We start from the raw sequence: 14,015 nt of genomic DNA on the forward strand, positions 1-14,015 counted from the left end.
TCAGGCTCCTTGGACATCAGGATTGGCCACCGGCTCCGGCCCGGCGGTCCCACTCTTCGGGCTCAGCAGATTGCGGACCCGGCGGTGCCACACCGGGTGCTTGCGCGGTGGCACATGGTCGACCCCGCCCGGCGACCAGGGGTTGCAGCGCAGGATGCGCCATGCGGTCAGACCGCTCCCCTTGATCGCACCGTGCTGGCGCACCGCCTCGTACCCGTAGTGCGAGCACGAGGGGTAGTAACGGCACACCGGCCCGAGCAGCGGACTGATCGTCCACTGGTAGAGCCTGATCAGCCCCATCAGCAGGTACTTCATCGCCCTGCTCCCGTCGGCGCACTGCCGGTCGGCTCCGCCCGGAGCAACCGCCGCAGCGCCGCGTCCAGGTCGTGTTCGAGATCGATGTACGACGCCGACCCCGCCTGGGGCAACGCGCGTACCACTATCAGGCTACCTGCGGGCAGCCGGGGCAGACGCTCACGGACGAGGTGACGAAGGCGACGCTTCACGAGATTGCGCACGACCGCGGATCCCACGGCCTTGCTCACGACGAAACCCGCACGCGCCGAAGGAAGCCCCTCGGCGGCGTGCGGGCCGCAGTCGCTTTCCCGGTCCGTCGGCCCCGGCCGGCCGCCCTCTCTGTCGAGGTGGACGACCAGCAGGGGCTTACCGGCCCGGCGACCGCGTTTCACCGCGGTCGAGAAGTCCTGGCGCCGCCGCAGCCGATTCTCGGAGGGCAGCACGATCAGAACCCGTGCGCCGGATCAGGCGGACAGGCTGGCGCGGCCCTTGCCACGGCGAGCGGCCAGGATGGCGCGGCCGGCGCGGGTACGCATCCGGAGCCGGAAGCCGTGGGTCTTGGCGCGACGGCGGTTGTTCGGCTGGAAGGTGCGCTTGCTCACTCGGGGGCTCCTGAGGTGAATCGTAGGATGACGGGACGTCGCTTGGCCGTCACCGTGCGTCCGCGCGATCTCCCCTTCGACGGGAAATCCACCCCAACGGCCCAGGTCTGCTGGGGTTGGGGCCATCCACGGCGCCCGTGCTGCGCGCCTTGTGGAAGCGGGTGGACCCGCGGGCATGCGGCAGCGGCCATCGACAACTCGACCTGGTTACGGTACGCGGCACCGCCCCGGAGGGTCAAACCGGCAGCCCCGCCGCCCGTCGCCCACAGCCTGTGGACAACAACTTGAATCAGCTCTGCCCGCTGACTACCGTTGCAGGACTTGTCGGGTTTGTTCATCGATCGGACCTGCACCCGAGTCCCCCTGAGCCCCCCACCGCGGGGAACGAGAAAGCGTGCACCAGTGGCTGATGTCAACAGCGATCTCGTCCCGCTCTGGGCGAAGGTCGTCGAGCGGCTGGTCAACGACGCCGGGGTCGGGGACAGCGACAAGATGTGGCTGCGGCGCACCCAGCCGATGTGGATGATGCACGACACCGCCCTGCTGGCGGCCCCCAACGAGCGGGCCAAGCAGGTGCTGGAGGGTCGTCTCCTCCCCCAGCTCACCGAGGCGCTCACCTACGAGTTCGCCCGGCCCGTCCGGATCGCCGTGATGGTGGACGCCAACGCGCTGCCGACCCCCGAGCCGCAGCCGGCCGAGCCGCCGCGCCCGCAGCCCGGCCAGGAGTGGTCCGAGCGCCCGTACCACGGCGAGCCCGAGCGCTACGCACCCCCGTCCTACGACCAGCCCCGGCCGTACGAGCAGCAGCCCGAGCGCCCGTACGAGCAGCCGGAGCGGCCCGACCGGTACGACGCCCCCCGCTACGAGCAGGTACCGGCCCCGTACGCCGAGGAGCAGCGGCCCTGGGGCGAGCGCCCCGCCGCCCCCGCCGAGTGGGACCGCCCCGACTACGAGCAGGCGCCTCCGCCCGCGGCCGAGCGGCAGCCCGAGCCGCCCCGGCCGAAGGGGCTGCCGACCGCCACCCCCGCGCAGGGCGACCTGTTCGGCGGGGTGCTGGGGCCGGACCCGTCCGAGGCCCGGCCGCGGGCCGGCGGCGGCTCGCGCCGCGGTGCCGCCCGGCTGCCCGTCGCCCCGCCGCCGGCCCCGGGCCCCCCGGCCCTGCCCGAGCGCACCCCGGCGCCCGGCGTGCCCGCGCCGCCCGGGGCCCCGCCGGCGGGCGGCACCCGCAAGGACGAGCCGGCCCGGCTGAACCCCAAGTACCTCTTCGACACCTTCGTCATCGGCGCGAGCAACCGCTTCGCGCACGCGGCCGCGGTCGCCGTGGCCGAGGCTCCGGCGAAGGCCTACAACCCGCTGTTCATCTACGGCGAGTCCGGCCTCGGCAAGACGCACCTGCTGCACGCCATCGGCCACTACTCGCGCAGCCTCTTCCCCGGCACGCGGGTGCGGTACGTGAGCTCGGAGGAGTTCACCAACGAGTTCATCAACTCGATCCGGGACGGCAAGGCGGACGCGTTCCGCAAGCGGTACCGGGACATGGACATCCTGCTGGTGGACGACGTCCAGTTCCTGGCGAGCAAGGAGTCCACGCAGGAGGAGTTCTTCCACACCTTCAACACCCTGCACAACGCCAACAAGCAGATCGTGCTGTCGTCCGACCGGCCGCCCAAGCAGCTGATCACGCTGGAGGACCGGCTGCGCAACCGCTTCGAGTGGGGGCTGATCACCGACGTCACCCCGCCGGAGCTGGAGACCCGGATCGCGATCCTGCGCAAGAAGGCGATCCAGGAGCAGCTGAACGCCCCGGCCGACGTGCTGGAGTTCATCGCCTCCCGGATCACCCGGAACATCCGCGAGCTGGAGGGCGCACTGATCCGGGTCACGGCCTTCGCCAACCTCAACCGGGCGCCGGTCGACCTGGAGCTGGCCGGGATCGTCCTCAAGGACCTGATCCCTGGCGGCGACGAGGACGCCGGGCCGGAGATCACCGCGCAGGTGATCATGCAGCAGACGGCCGCCTACTTCGGCCTCGGCGTCGACGACCTCTGCGGGTCCTCCCGCAGCCGGGTGCTGGTGACCGCACGTCAGATCGCCATGTACCTCTGCCGCGAGCTGACGGACCTTTCGCTGCCGAAGATCGGCGCGCAGTTCGGCGGGCGCGACCACACCACGGTGATGCACGCCGACCGGAAGATCCGCTCGCTGATGGCCGAGCGCCGGTCGATCTACAACCAGGTCACCGAGCTGACCAACCGCATCAAGAGCTGATCCCCCGAGTCGCCCCGCGGGGGCGGCAGCCGGGCGTTCCAGGGCCCCGTCGACGCACCGTCGGCGGGGCCTCGCCGTCCCCCCGGGGCCGGCCCGGAACGGGCGCCGGACGGGGCCGCTGGACGGGGCCGTGCGGCAGGTGTGGACGCCGCCGCGCCGGGGCAGCATCCACCGGACGGCGCGAGGGGCGGGAAATGCGCCGAATGGAACGCGCGTCCAGCAATTCGAACGGGTCGGCCGCTGAGCGCTGCAATCCACAGGACGGCGGGGTTTTCCCCCGTCCACAGGGGCCGGGACGCCGGGTTATCCAGAATTCGTCCACAGGAGCATCCGGGCTACGCTCTTCCCTGCAGGTCAGGTGGCTGTGGACTTGTGCACAACGGTTATCCACAGGGTGTGGAAAGTTGACGTTCCGCCAGTCGGCCGATCAGGTTGTCCACCGGTTGTCCCCAGGGGACGGACGGTTTTCCCCAGGTTCTCCACAGCTGTATCCACAGTTCGACAACTCGGCGTAGATGTTCACCCCCAGGTGTGAAAGGCGTCACGTGATGTTGCTCGACACCCGTGGATAACCGGGGCATCATCTGGGGACAGTCCTGGGGATAACCTGTGGATACTCAGCGTGCCCTGTGGGTAACTCTCGGTCGTCCACAGCGGGGCCCGGTTGTCCACAGCGGCCGTCCACAGCGACTGTGGACAAAATATCGGCCCTGACCTGTGGAAACAGGGTTATCCACGGTTTCCACAGGCCCTACTACTACCACTACACCTAGAGACCCCTGAGCTTGATCAACAGGGGGGCGGGCCGAAATCTGTGGACAACGCGATCCCGACACCTGTTCGGGTTGCTTCCGCCCATCTGCTCCGTCTGTCGGTGGAGTACGTCAGACTGTCCTCGGCAACTGGAAGCCGCGCGGTTGCGCCGGGCGGCCCAGTGCACCGAGACGATCGAGCGCGCAGCGCACAGCAGTGAGCCAGGAGGCGGTTACCGGTGAAGTTCCGGGTGGAGCGTGATGTCCTCGCGGAGGCGGTGGCCTGGGCTGCTCGCAGCCTCCCGGCGCGGCCGCCGGTGCCGGTGCTGGCCGGCCTGCTGCTGACGGCCCAGGAGGGCTCCCTGGCCCTCTCCGGCTTCGACTACGAGGTCTCGGCCAGGGTCGAGCTGGAGGCGGACGTCGAGGAGGCCGGCACCGTCCTGGTCTCCGGCCGCCTGCTCAACGACATCTCCCGCAACCTGCCGAACCGGCCGGTGGAGATCTCCACCGACGGCATGCGGGTCAGCGTGGTCTGCGGCAGCTCCCGGTTCACCCTGCCGACCCTCCCGGTCGACGAGTACCCGGCCCTGCCGGCGATGCCGACCGCCACCGGCACGGTCTCCGGCGACGTCTTCGCCTCCGCCGTCAGCCAGGCCGCCGTCGCCGCCGGGCGGGACGACACCCTCCCGGTGCTGACCGGCGTCCGGGTCGAGATCGAGGGCGACCGGATCACCCTGGCCGCCACCGACCGGTACCGCTTCGCCGTCCGCGAGCTGCTGTGGAAGCCCGAGCAGCCGGACATCAGCGCGGTCGCCCTGGTGCCCGCCAAGACCCTGCAGGACATCGCCAAGTCCCTCGGCAGCGGCGACACGGTCTCCATCGCGCTCGCCTCCGGCGGTGCGGGCGAGGGCCTGATCGGCTTCGAGGGCGCCGGCCGCCGCACCACCACCCGGCTGCTGGAGGGCGAGTTCCCGAAGTTCCGCAGCCTGTTCCCGACGGAGTTCTCGGCCGTCGCCGCGATCCAGACCCAGCCGTTCCTGGAGGCGCTCAAGCGCGTCTCCCTGGTGGCCGAGCGCAACACCCCGGTCCGGCTCAGCTTCGAGCAGGGCGTGCTGACGCTGGAGGCCGGCTCCGGCGACGACGCGCAGGCCACCGAGCGGATCGACGCCGACCTCGAGGGCGACGACATCTCGATCGCGTTCAACCCGGGCTACCTGGAGGAGGGCCTCAAGGCCATCGACTCCGCCTTCGCCCAGCTGAGCTTCACCACGCCGACCAAGCCGGCGCTGCTCAGCGGCAAGCCCGCGGTGGACGCCGAGGCGGACGAGGCCTACCAGTACCTGATCATGCCGGTCCGGCTCTCCGGCTGACCGCTGCGCCCGCCGTCCACAGGCGGGCGCACCCGGTCCACACCCTGTGGACGACGAGGCCTCGCCCGGTCGGCTGCGACCGGCGGGGCCTCGCCCCTGGGCGGCGTAGGCTCAGGGCAGCGCGGCAACGGCGCCGCCGTCTCGGCACGAAACCACAGTGAAGGACTTGTCATGGAGCTCGGCCTCATCGGTCTCGGCAAGATGGGCGGCAACATGCGCGAGCGCATCCGCCGCGCCGGCCACACCGTCATCGGCTTCGACCGGAACCCGGACCTCGCGGACGTCGACAGCCTCCAGGAGCTCATCGAGAAGCTGCACGGCCCGCGCGTGGTGTGGGTGATGGTGCCGGCCGGTGGTCCGACCCAGGAGACGGTGGAGCAGCTCGCCGAGCTCCTCGCGCCCGGCGACGTGGTGGTCGACGGCGGCAACTCCCGCTGGACGGACGACATCAAGCACGCCGAGCTGCTGGCCGCCAAGGGCATCGGCTTCGTCGACTGCGGCGTCTCCGGCGGTGTCTGGGGCCTGGAGAACGGCTACGCGCTGATGTACGGCGGCGACGCCGAGCACGTCGAGCGGGTCAAGCCGGTCTTCGACGCGCTGAAGCCCGAGGGCGACTTCGGCTCGGTGCACGCGGGCAAGGTCGGCGCCGGCCACTTCGCGAAGATGGTCCACAACGGCATCGAGTACGCGATGATGCAGGCCTTCGCCGAGGGCTGGGAGCTGCTGGAGGCGGCCCCCGAGGTCACCGATGTGCGCGAGGTCTTCCGCTCCTGGCAGGAGGGCACGGTCATCCGCTCCTGGCTGCTGGACCTGGCCGTCCGGGCGCTGGACGACGACGAGCACCTCGCCAAGCTCAAGGGCTGGGCGGCGGACTCCGGCGAGGGCCGCTGGACGGTCGAGGCCGCGATCGACCACGCGGTGCCGCTGCCGGCGATCACCGCCTCGCTGTTCGCCCGCTTCGCCTCGCGGCAGGAGGACTCGCCGCAGATGAAGATGATCGCCGCCCTGCGCAACCAGTTCGGCGGCCACGCGGTCGAGTCGAAGTAGTCCACGGAAGGCGGGCGCAGTCCACCACCATGCATGTCGCGCATCTGTCGCTCGCCGACTTCCGTTCCTACGCCCGGGTCGAGGTGCCCCTCGACCCGGGCGTCACCGCGTTCGTGGGGCCCAACGGCCAGGGCAAGACCAACCTCGTCGAGGCCGTCGGCTACGTGGCGACGCTCGGCAGCCACCGGGTGGCCACCGACGCCCCGCTGATCCGGCTGGGGGCCGAGCGGGCGGTCGTCCGCTGCTCGATCGTGCGCGAGCAGCGGCCCACCCTGGTCGAACTGGAGATCACCCCGGGCAGGGCCAACCGGGCGCGGATCAACCGCTCGGACAACGTCCGGCCGCGCGACGTGCTGGGGCTGCTGCGGACGGTGCTGTTCGCCCCCGAGGACCTCGCCCTGGTGAAGGGCGACCCGGGCGAGCGGCGACGCTTCCTGGACGAGCTGCTGACCGCACGCGCCCCCCGGCTCGCCGGGGTCCGGCAGGACTACGAGCGGGTGCTGAAGCAGCGCAACGCCCTGCTGAAGACGGCGGCGATGGCCCGCCGGGCGGGCGGCGGCAAGGGCGCGGACCTCTCCACCCTGGAGGTCTGGGACGGCCACCTGGCCCGGGCCGGCGCGGAGCTGACCGCCTTCCGGCTGCAGCTGGTCGGTGCGCTGCAGCCGCTGGTCGCCCAGGCGTACCGGCAGCTCGCGCCGGGCGGCGGCGAGACGGTGCTGGAGTACCGCAGCTCCTTCGAGGGGGCGCTGCCCACCAGCCGGGAGCAGGCGGAGGAGCAGCTGCTCGCCGCGCTGCAGGAGGTGCGCAAGCAGGAGGTCGACCGCGGGCTGACCCTGGTCGGTCCGCACCGGGACGAGCTGGTGCTGCGGCTCGGCCCGCTGCCGGCCAAGGGGTACGCCAGCCACGGCGAGTCCTGGTCGTTCGCGCTGGCGCTGCGGCTGGCCTCGTACGAGCTGCTGAAGGCGGACGGCGGCGAGCCGGTGCTGATCCTGGACGACGTCTTCGCCGAGCTGGACGCGCGGCGCCGCGACCGACTGGCGGAGCTGGTGGCCGGCGGCGAGCAGGTGCTGGTGACCGCGGCCGTCCCGGAGGACGTCCCGAAGGCCCTGACCGGCGCGCGCTACGCCGTCTCCGAGGGCACGGTGGCCCGGCTCGACCCCTAGGCCCCGCCGGGCGTGCGGGCGTGCGGGCGTGCCCGCGCGCGTCCTCGTGGTCGGGCCGGTGCGTACCCTGGAAGGCTCAGCGTTGCAGCGACGAGGGAGAGCCGCGCATGGGCGAGACGCCGCCGCAGGGGGCCGGGCAGGCCGATCCGTCCGGGGTCGACCTGGCCCGGGTGGCGCTGCGGGCGGCCAAGGAGCAGGCGCGCCGGCGCGGTGAGCAGGTCCGGGAGAAGCGCGAGGCCAAGCGGCACGGGCTGCGCAGCGGGGCGCGGGCGGACGGCCGCGATCCGGTTCCGCTGGGGGCCGCGCTGAACCGTCTGATCACGGAGCGGGGTTGGGAGGCGCCGGCGGCGGTCGGCGGGGTGATGGGCCGCTGGCCGCAGATCGTCGGCCCGGACATCGCGGCGCACTGTGTGCCCAAGCAGTTCGAGGAGGCCGCGGCGGTGCTCACCGTGCAGTGCGACTCCACCGCATGGGCCACCCAACTAAGGCTTCTGGCGCGGCAGTTGGTGGCTCGTTTGAACCACGAGCTGGGGCACGGCACGGTGCGGGTGATCAAGGTTCTGGGGCCGGACGCCCCCAAGCGCGGCTACGGCCGGCTGCGTGCGCCGGGCAGCCGCGGGCCGGGCGACACCTGGGGCTGACGGCATCACCCGGAGTGAACGGATCCGGAACGGCTGGCAGCCCGTCCAGGGGCCCTGAGCCCCCCTGGCGAGTATCGGGACATGTGCGGAGGGGATTCAGGGCGGCACATCTGCCCTCAGGGGCTGCCAAACGCCCGTCTCTGTCAGTCGTACCGGTAGACTGAAGAGCAAACGCTGTTGCTCGCAGCAACCGAGTCGAAACGCCGTGGTCGCAGACCCGCCCGACGAAGGGGCGGGGTGCGGCCCGCGCTGTGCCAGAGAGGGCGCTTCGTGGCCGATTCCGGCAATCCCAGCCAGACCAATGAATCCATCGACCCCGCGACCGGGAAGTCCTACGACGCCAACGCCATCCAGGTGCTGGAGGGTCTGGACGCCGTCCGCAAGCGCCCGGGCATGTACATCGGCTCGACCGGTGAGCGCGGCCTGCACCACCTCGTCTACGAGGTCGTGGACAACTCCGTCGACGAGGCACTGGCCGGGCACGCGGACACCATCGGCGTGACGATCCTGGCCGACGGTGCCGTCCGGGTCGTCGACAACGGCCGCGGCATCCCCGTCGGCATCGTGCCGGGGCAGGAGAAGCCCGCCGTCGAGGTCGTCCTCACCGTGCTGCACGCGGGCGGCAAGTTCGGCGGCGGCGGCTACGCCGTCTCCGGCGGTCTGCACGGCGTCGGCGTCTCGGTCGTCAACGCGCTGTCGACGCGCCTGGCGGTCGAGATCCACACCGACGGCCACCGCTGGACCCAGGACTACAAGATGGGTGCGCCGACCGCGCCGCTCGTCCGGCACGAGGCCACCGAGCGCACCGGCACCAGCGTCACGTTCTGGGCCGACGGCGACATCTTCGAGACCACCGTCTACTCCTTCGAGACGCTCTCCCGCCGCTTCCAGGAGATGGCCTTCCTCAACAAGGGCCTGACCATCTCGCTGACCGACGAGCGCCCCGAGCACTCCGACGACGAGGGCAACCCGCTCTCCGTCACCTACCGCTACGACGGCGGCATCGCCGACTTCGTCGCGCACCTCAACTCCCGCAAGGGCGAGGTCGTCCACCCCTCGGTCATCTCCTTCGAGGCCGAGGACAAGGACCGGACGATCTCCGTCGAGGTCGCCATGCAGTGGAACGCCTCGTACAGCGAGGGCGTGTACTCCTTCGCCAACACCATCCACACCCACGGCGGCGGCACCCACGAGGAGGGCTTCCGCGCCGCGCTGACCGGTCTGATGAACCGGTACGCCCGCGACAAGAAGCTGCTCCGCGAGAAGGACGACAACCTCTCCGGCGAGGACATCCGCGAGGGTCTGACCGCGATCATCTCGGTCAAGCTCGGCGAGCCGCAGTTCGAGGGCCAGACCAAGGACAAGCTCGGCAACACCGAGGCCAAGACCTTCGTGCAGAAGGTCGTCAACGAGCACCTCGCCGACTGGCTGGACCGCAACCCCAACGAGGCCGCGGACATCATCCGCAAGTCCATCCAGGCCGCCAGCGCCCGGGTCGCCGCCCGCAAGGCCCGCGACCTGACGCGCCGCAAGGGCCTGCTGGAGACCGCCTCGCTGCCGGGCAAGCTCTCCGACTGCCAGTCCAAGGACGCGGCGGAGTGCGAGATCTTCATCGTCGAGGGCGACTCGGCCGGCGGCTCGGCCAAGCAGGGCCGCGACCCCCGCACCCAGGCGATCCTCCCGATCCGCGGCAAGATCCTCAACGTCGAGAAGGCGCGGATCGACAAGGTGCTGCAGAACACCGAGGTCCAGGCGCTGATCTCGGCCTTCGGCTGCGGCATCCAGGAGGACTACGACGCCGAGAAGCTGCGGTACCACAAGATCGTCCTGATGGCCGACGCCGACGTCGACGGCCAGCACATCCGCACCCTGCTGCTCACCTTGCTGTTCCGCTTCATGCGGCCGTTGGTCGAGGCCGGGTACGTGTACCTGGCGATGCCCCCGCTGTACAAGATCAAGTGGGGCAAGGACGACTTCGAGTACGCCTACTCCGACCGCGAGCGCGACGCCGTGATCGCGGCCGGCGTCGAGGCCGGTCGGCGCCTGCCCAAGGACGACGCCATCCAGCGCTTCAAGGGTCTCGGCGAGATGAACGCCGAGGAGCTGCGGATCACCACCATGGACCCGGCGCACCGCCTGCTGCTGCAGGTGACCCTGGAGGACGCCGCCCGGGCCGACGACCTGTTCTCCGTCCTGATGGGCGAGGACGTCGAGGCCCGCCGCTCCTTCATCCAGCGCAACGCCAAGGACGTCCGCTTCCTGGACGTGTGATCCCCACCGGGATCCCACGGACCAGTCACGCGTGAAAGGAAACTGACCACCAGTGGTCGACGACAACCGTCCGGACGGCGACGAGACTCCGGAGAACACCGAGGCCCAGGGCGCCCTGCGGATCGAGCCGATCGAGCTCGAGACGGAGATGCAGCGCTCGTACCTCGACTACGCGATGAGCGTCATCGTGAGCCGGGCCCTGCCCGAGGTCCGCGACGGCCTCAAGCCGGTGCACCGGCGCGTGCTCTACGCGATGTACGACGGCGGCTACCGCCCCGAGAAGGGCTACTACAAGTGCGCCCGCGTCGTCGGCGACGTCATGGGCAACTACCACCCGCACGGCGACTCGTCGATCTACGACACCCTGGTGCGCCTCGCCCAGACGTGGTCGATGCGGATGCCGCTGGTCGACGGCAACGGCAACTTCGGCTCCCCGGGCAACGACCCGGCCGCGGCGATGCGCTACACCGAGTGCAAGATGATGCCGCTGGCCATGGAGATGATGCGCGACATCGACGAGGAGACCGTCGACTTCGCCTCCAACTACGACGGCCGCTCGCAGGAGCCGACCGTCCTGCCCTCGCGCATCCCCAACCTGCTGATCAACGGTGCCACCGGCATCGCGGTCGGCATGGCCACCAACATCCCGCCGCACAACCTCCGCGAGGTCGCCTCCGGTGCCCTGTGGGCCCTGGAGCACCCCGAGGCCTCCAACGAGGAGCTGCTGGAGGCCCTGATCGAGCGGATCAAGGGCCCCGACTTCCCGACCGGCGCGCTGATCGTCGGCCGCCGCGGCATCGAGGACGCGTACCGCACCGGCCGCGGCTCGATCACCATGCGCGCGGTCGTCGAGGTCGAGGAGATCCAGGGCCGCCAGTGCCTGGTCATCACCGAGCTGCCCTACCAGGTCAACCCGGACAACCTCGCGCTGAAGATCGCCGACCTGGTCAAGGACGGCAAGATCGCCGGCATCGCGGACGTCCGCGACGAGTCCTCCTCGCGCACCGGCCAGCGCCTGGTCATCGTGCTCAAGCGGGACGCGGTCGCCAAGGTCGTGCTCAACAACCTGTACAAGCACACCGACCTGCAGACCAACTTCGGCGCCAACATGCTCGCCCTGGTCGACGGCGTGCCGCGCACCCTCTCGCTGGACGCCTTCATCCGGCACTGGGTCGCCCACCAGATCGAGGTCATCGTCCGCCGGACGACCTTCCGGCTGCGCAAGGCCGAGGAGCGCGCCCACATCCTGCGCGCGCTGCTCAAGGCCCTCGACCAGATCGACGCGGTCATCGCCCTCATCCGGGCCTCGGAGAGCGCCGACGCCGCCCGCACCGGCCTGATGGGCCTGCTCCAGATCGACGAGCTCCAGGCCAACGCCATCCTCGAGATGCAGCTGCGCCGCCTCGCCGCCCTGGAGAGCGCCCGCATCCTCAGCGAGCACGACGAGCTGCAGGCGAAGATCAACGAGTACAACCAGATCCTCGCCTCCCCCGTCCGCCAGCGCGGGATCGTCTCCGAGGAGCTCACCGCGATCGTCGAGAAGTACGGCGACGAGCGGCGCTCCACCCTCATCCCCTCCGACGGCGACCTCTCCATCGAGGACCTCATCGCCGAGGAGGACATCGTCGTCACCATCACCCGCGGCGGCTACGTCAAGCGCACCCGCTCCGACCTCTACCGCTCGCAGAAGCGCGGCGGCAAGGGCGTCCGCGGCGCCCAGCTGAAGCAGGACGACATCGTCGACCACTTCTTCGTGACGACGACCCACAACTGGATCCTGTTCTTCACCAACAAGGGCCGGGTCTACCGGGCCAAGGGCTACGAGCTGCCGGACGCCGGCCGCGACGCCCGCGGCCAGCACGTCGCCAACCTGCTCGCCTTCCAGCCCGAGGAGCACATCGCCCAGGTCATGGCGGTGCGCACCTACGAGGACAAGCCTTACCTGGTCCTCGCCACCCGGGCCGGCCTGGTCAAGAAGTCCGCGCTGAAGGACTACGACTCCCCCCGTTCCGGCGGCCTGATCGCGATCAACCTGCGCCAGGACGACGAGGGCCGGGACGACGAGCTGATCGGCGCCGAGCTGGTCTCCGCCGACGACGACCTGCTGCTGATCTCCCGCAAGGCCCAGTCGATCCGGTTCACCGCGACGGACGAGGCGCTGCGCCCGATGAGCCGCGCCACCTCCGGCGTGAAGGGCATGGCCTTCCGCGAGGACGACGAACTCCTCTCGATGAACGTGATCCGGCCGGGTACCTTCGTGTTCACGGCCACCGACGGCGGCTACGCCAAGCGCACGTCGGTCGACGAGTACCGTGTCCAGGGACGCGGAGGCTTCGGCATCAAGGCGGCGAAGATCGTCGAGGGCCGGGGCTCGCTGGTCGGGGCCCTGGTCGTCGAGGAGACCGACGAGATCATGGCCATCACCCTCTCGGGCGGCGTGATCCGGACGAGGGTTTCCGAGGTCCGTGAAACCGGACGTGACACCATGGGCGTCCAACTGATCAACCTCGGAAAGCGCGACGCGGTGGTGGGCATGGCCCGCAACGCGGAGGCGGAGGACGAGGACACCGCGGAGGGCGAGGCCGACGAGGCCCAGGCCGCCGCGGACACGACGACGGCGGACGGCACGGCCGACCAGGCCTGACCGCACGTCCGGGCGGCCGGCGCAGCCCTCCCCGAGGGGCGCGCCGGCCGCCGACCGGCGCCGGCCCACCTGGCCGGGGCCGGCCGACAGACGATGACCGGGCGGCGGCGGCCTCCCGGGAAGGAACGGCGGGAGGACCAGGGTGAGTGGAGCCACGGGCGGAGCGGGAGGTGCCGCGGGCGGAGCTCCGGGTGCCGCGCAGGGCGGAACGCCCTACAGCGGCGTACCGCAGCCTCCGGCCGAGCACCAGGCCGCTTCCACCTCGCTGATGCCCCCCGTCGCCTCAGCCGGCCAGCCCGGCTCCGGCGGCACCGGCGGCGGCTTCGCCGCGGGCGGCGGCACCGCGCCTGCCGCTCCGCCGGCCCCGAGCGCCCCGCCCGCGGCGGGCGGCTACTCGCAGCCGACCACCTACTCCAAGGGCCAGCCCACGCCGGCCCGCGGCACCCGCGTCCCCGGCGCGGCGGCGCAGTCCGCCCCGGCCGCGCGCCGGCCCTCCGGCAGCCCCGGCTCCGCCGCCGGTGCCGGCGGCCGCGTCCGCAAGGCCCGGCTGCGGGTGATCAAGGCCGACCCGTGGTCGGTCATGAAGGTCAGCTTCCTGCTGTCGCTGGCCGTCGGCGTGGTCATCATCGTGGCCTCCGCCGTGCTGTGGATCGTCCTCAACGCGCTCGGCGTCTTCGACTCGCTGACCAGCACGCTCAAGGACGTCACCGGCTCGGACACCTCCGGCGGCTTCGACCTCATGGAGTACATCGGCTTCGGCCGGGTGATGGTCTTCACCACGCTGATCGCCATCATCGACGTCGTGCTGATGACCGCGCTCGCCACCCTCTCGGCGTTCATCTACAACACCGCGGCCGGCTTCACCGGCGGTGTCGAGCTGACCCTCGCCGAGGAGGACTGACCTCCACCCCCCTCCCTTCCTGATCGCTGACACCGGGTCAGTTCCCGGGAACAACGCGG

Annotated in this window: 11 protein-coding genes; 8 read left to right on the forward strand and 3 right to left on the reverse strand. The window is 71.2% G+C overall.

Translation table 11 applies throughout. The annotated features are described in order from the left end of the window. The 3 genes from yidD to rpmH are packed head-to-tail and all read right to left on the reverse strand — an operon-like array spanning nucleotide 1 to nucleotide 899. Entirely contained in the window at nucleotides 1–315 is a 315-nt protein-coding gene (gene yidD, locus AB0442_RS22720) for a membrane protein insertion efficiency factor YidD (protein ID WP_344623013.1), read from the reverse strand. Continuing rightward, the gene (rnpA, locus tag AB0442_RS22725; protein WP_344623014.1) at nucleotides 312–740 is read right to left on the reverse strand and encodes a ribonuclease P protein component; all 429 of its coding nucleotides are present in this window, start codon (nucleotides 738–740) and stop codon (nucleotides 312–314) included. The genes yidD and rnpA overlap by 4 nt, the downstream gene beginning before the upstream one ends. Nucleotides 741–761: 21 nt before the next feature. Continuing rightward, nucleotides 762–899, reverse strand: coding sequence for a 50S ribosomal protein L34 (gene rpmH / locus AB0442_RS22730; protein WP_030059672.1), 138 nt, complete (start codon nucleotides 897–899; stop codon nucleotides 762–764). A gap of 402 nt (nucleotides 900–1,301) precedes the next feature. Between rpmH and dnaA the strand changes: the two genes are divergently transcribed. The 8 genes from dnaA (at nucleotide 1,302) to AB0442_RS22770 (ending at nucleotide 13,956) form a co-directional block, all read left to right on the forward strand. Next, the gene (dnaA, locus tag AB0442_RS22735; RefSeq protein ID WP_366164855.1) at nucleotides 1,302–3,167 is read left to right on the forward strand and encodes a chromosomal replication initiator protein DnaA; all 1,866 of its coding nucleotides are present in this window, start codon (nucleotides 1,302–1,304) and stop codon (nucleotides 3,165–3,167) included. A gap of 991 nt (nucleotides 3,168–4,158) precedes the next feature. Continuing rightward, nucleotides 4,159–5,289 carry a DNA polymerase III subunit beta gene (gene dnaN, locus AB0442_RS22740; protein ID WP_030270114.1) on the forward strand — a complete coding sequence of 377 codons (1,131 nt, stop codon included), beginning with the start codon at nucleotides 4,159–4,161 and terminating at the stop codon, nucleotides 5,287–5,289. A gap of 171 nt (nucleotides 5,290–5,460) precedes the next feature. Beyond that, nucleotides 5,461–6,336, forward strand: a complete 876-nt coding sequence (gene gnd, locus AB0442_RS22745) for a phosphogluconate dehydrogenase (NAD(+)-dependent, decarboxylating) (protein ID WP_366164857.1) — start codon at nucleotides 5,461–5,463, stop codon at nucleotides 6,334–6,336. A gap of 29 nt (nucleotides 6,337–6,365) precedes the next feature. Beyond that, on the forward strand, nucleotides 6,366–7,499 hold the full coding sequence (recF, locus tag AB0442_RS22750) for a DNA replication/repair protein RecF (protein ID WP_366164859.1): 1,134 nt from the start codon (nucleotides 6,366–6,368) through the stop codon (nucleotides 7,497–7,499). Between the two features lie 107 nt (nucleotides 7,500–7,606). After that, the gene (locus tag AB0442_RS22755) at nucleotides 7,607–8,140 is read left to right on the forward strand and encodes a DciA family protein (protein ID WP_344623017.1); all 534 of its coding nucleotides are present in this window, start codon (nucleotides 7,607–7,609) and stop codon (nucleotides 8,138–8,140) included. A gap of 270 nt (nucleotides 8,141–8,410) precedes the next feature. Continuing rightward, nucleotides 8,411–10,411 (forward strand): DNA topoisomerase (ATP-hydrolyzing) subunit B, encoded by a 2,001-nt coding sequence (gyrB, locus tag AB0442_RS22760; protein WP_366164860.1) that lies wholly within the window; start codon nucleotides 8,411–8,413, stop codon nucleotides 10,409–10,411. A gap of 115 nt (nucleotides 10,412–10,526) precedes the next feature. Continuing rightward, a complete protein-coding gene (gyrA, locus tag AB0442_RS22765; RefSeq protein WP_344623083.1) occupies nucleotides 10,527–13,055 on the forward strand; it encodes a DNA gyrase subunit A in 2,529 nt (842 codons plus the stop codon). A 268-nt stretch (nucleotides 13,056–13,323) separates the two neighbouring features. After that, a complete protein-coding gene (locus AB0442_RS22770; RefSeq protein WP_366164862.1) occupies nucleotides 13,324–13,956 on the forward strand; it encodes a DUF3566 domain-containing protein in 633 nt (210 codons plus the stop codon). Nucleotides 13,957–14,015: the final 59 nt, after the last annotated feature.

This window comes from Kitasatospora sp. NPDC085895, from assembly GCF_040702125.1.
Taxonomy (GTDB): domain Bacteria; phylum Actinomycetota; class Actinomycetes; order Streptomycetales; family Streptomycetaceae; genus Kitasatospora; species Kitasatospora arboriphila.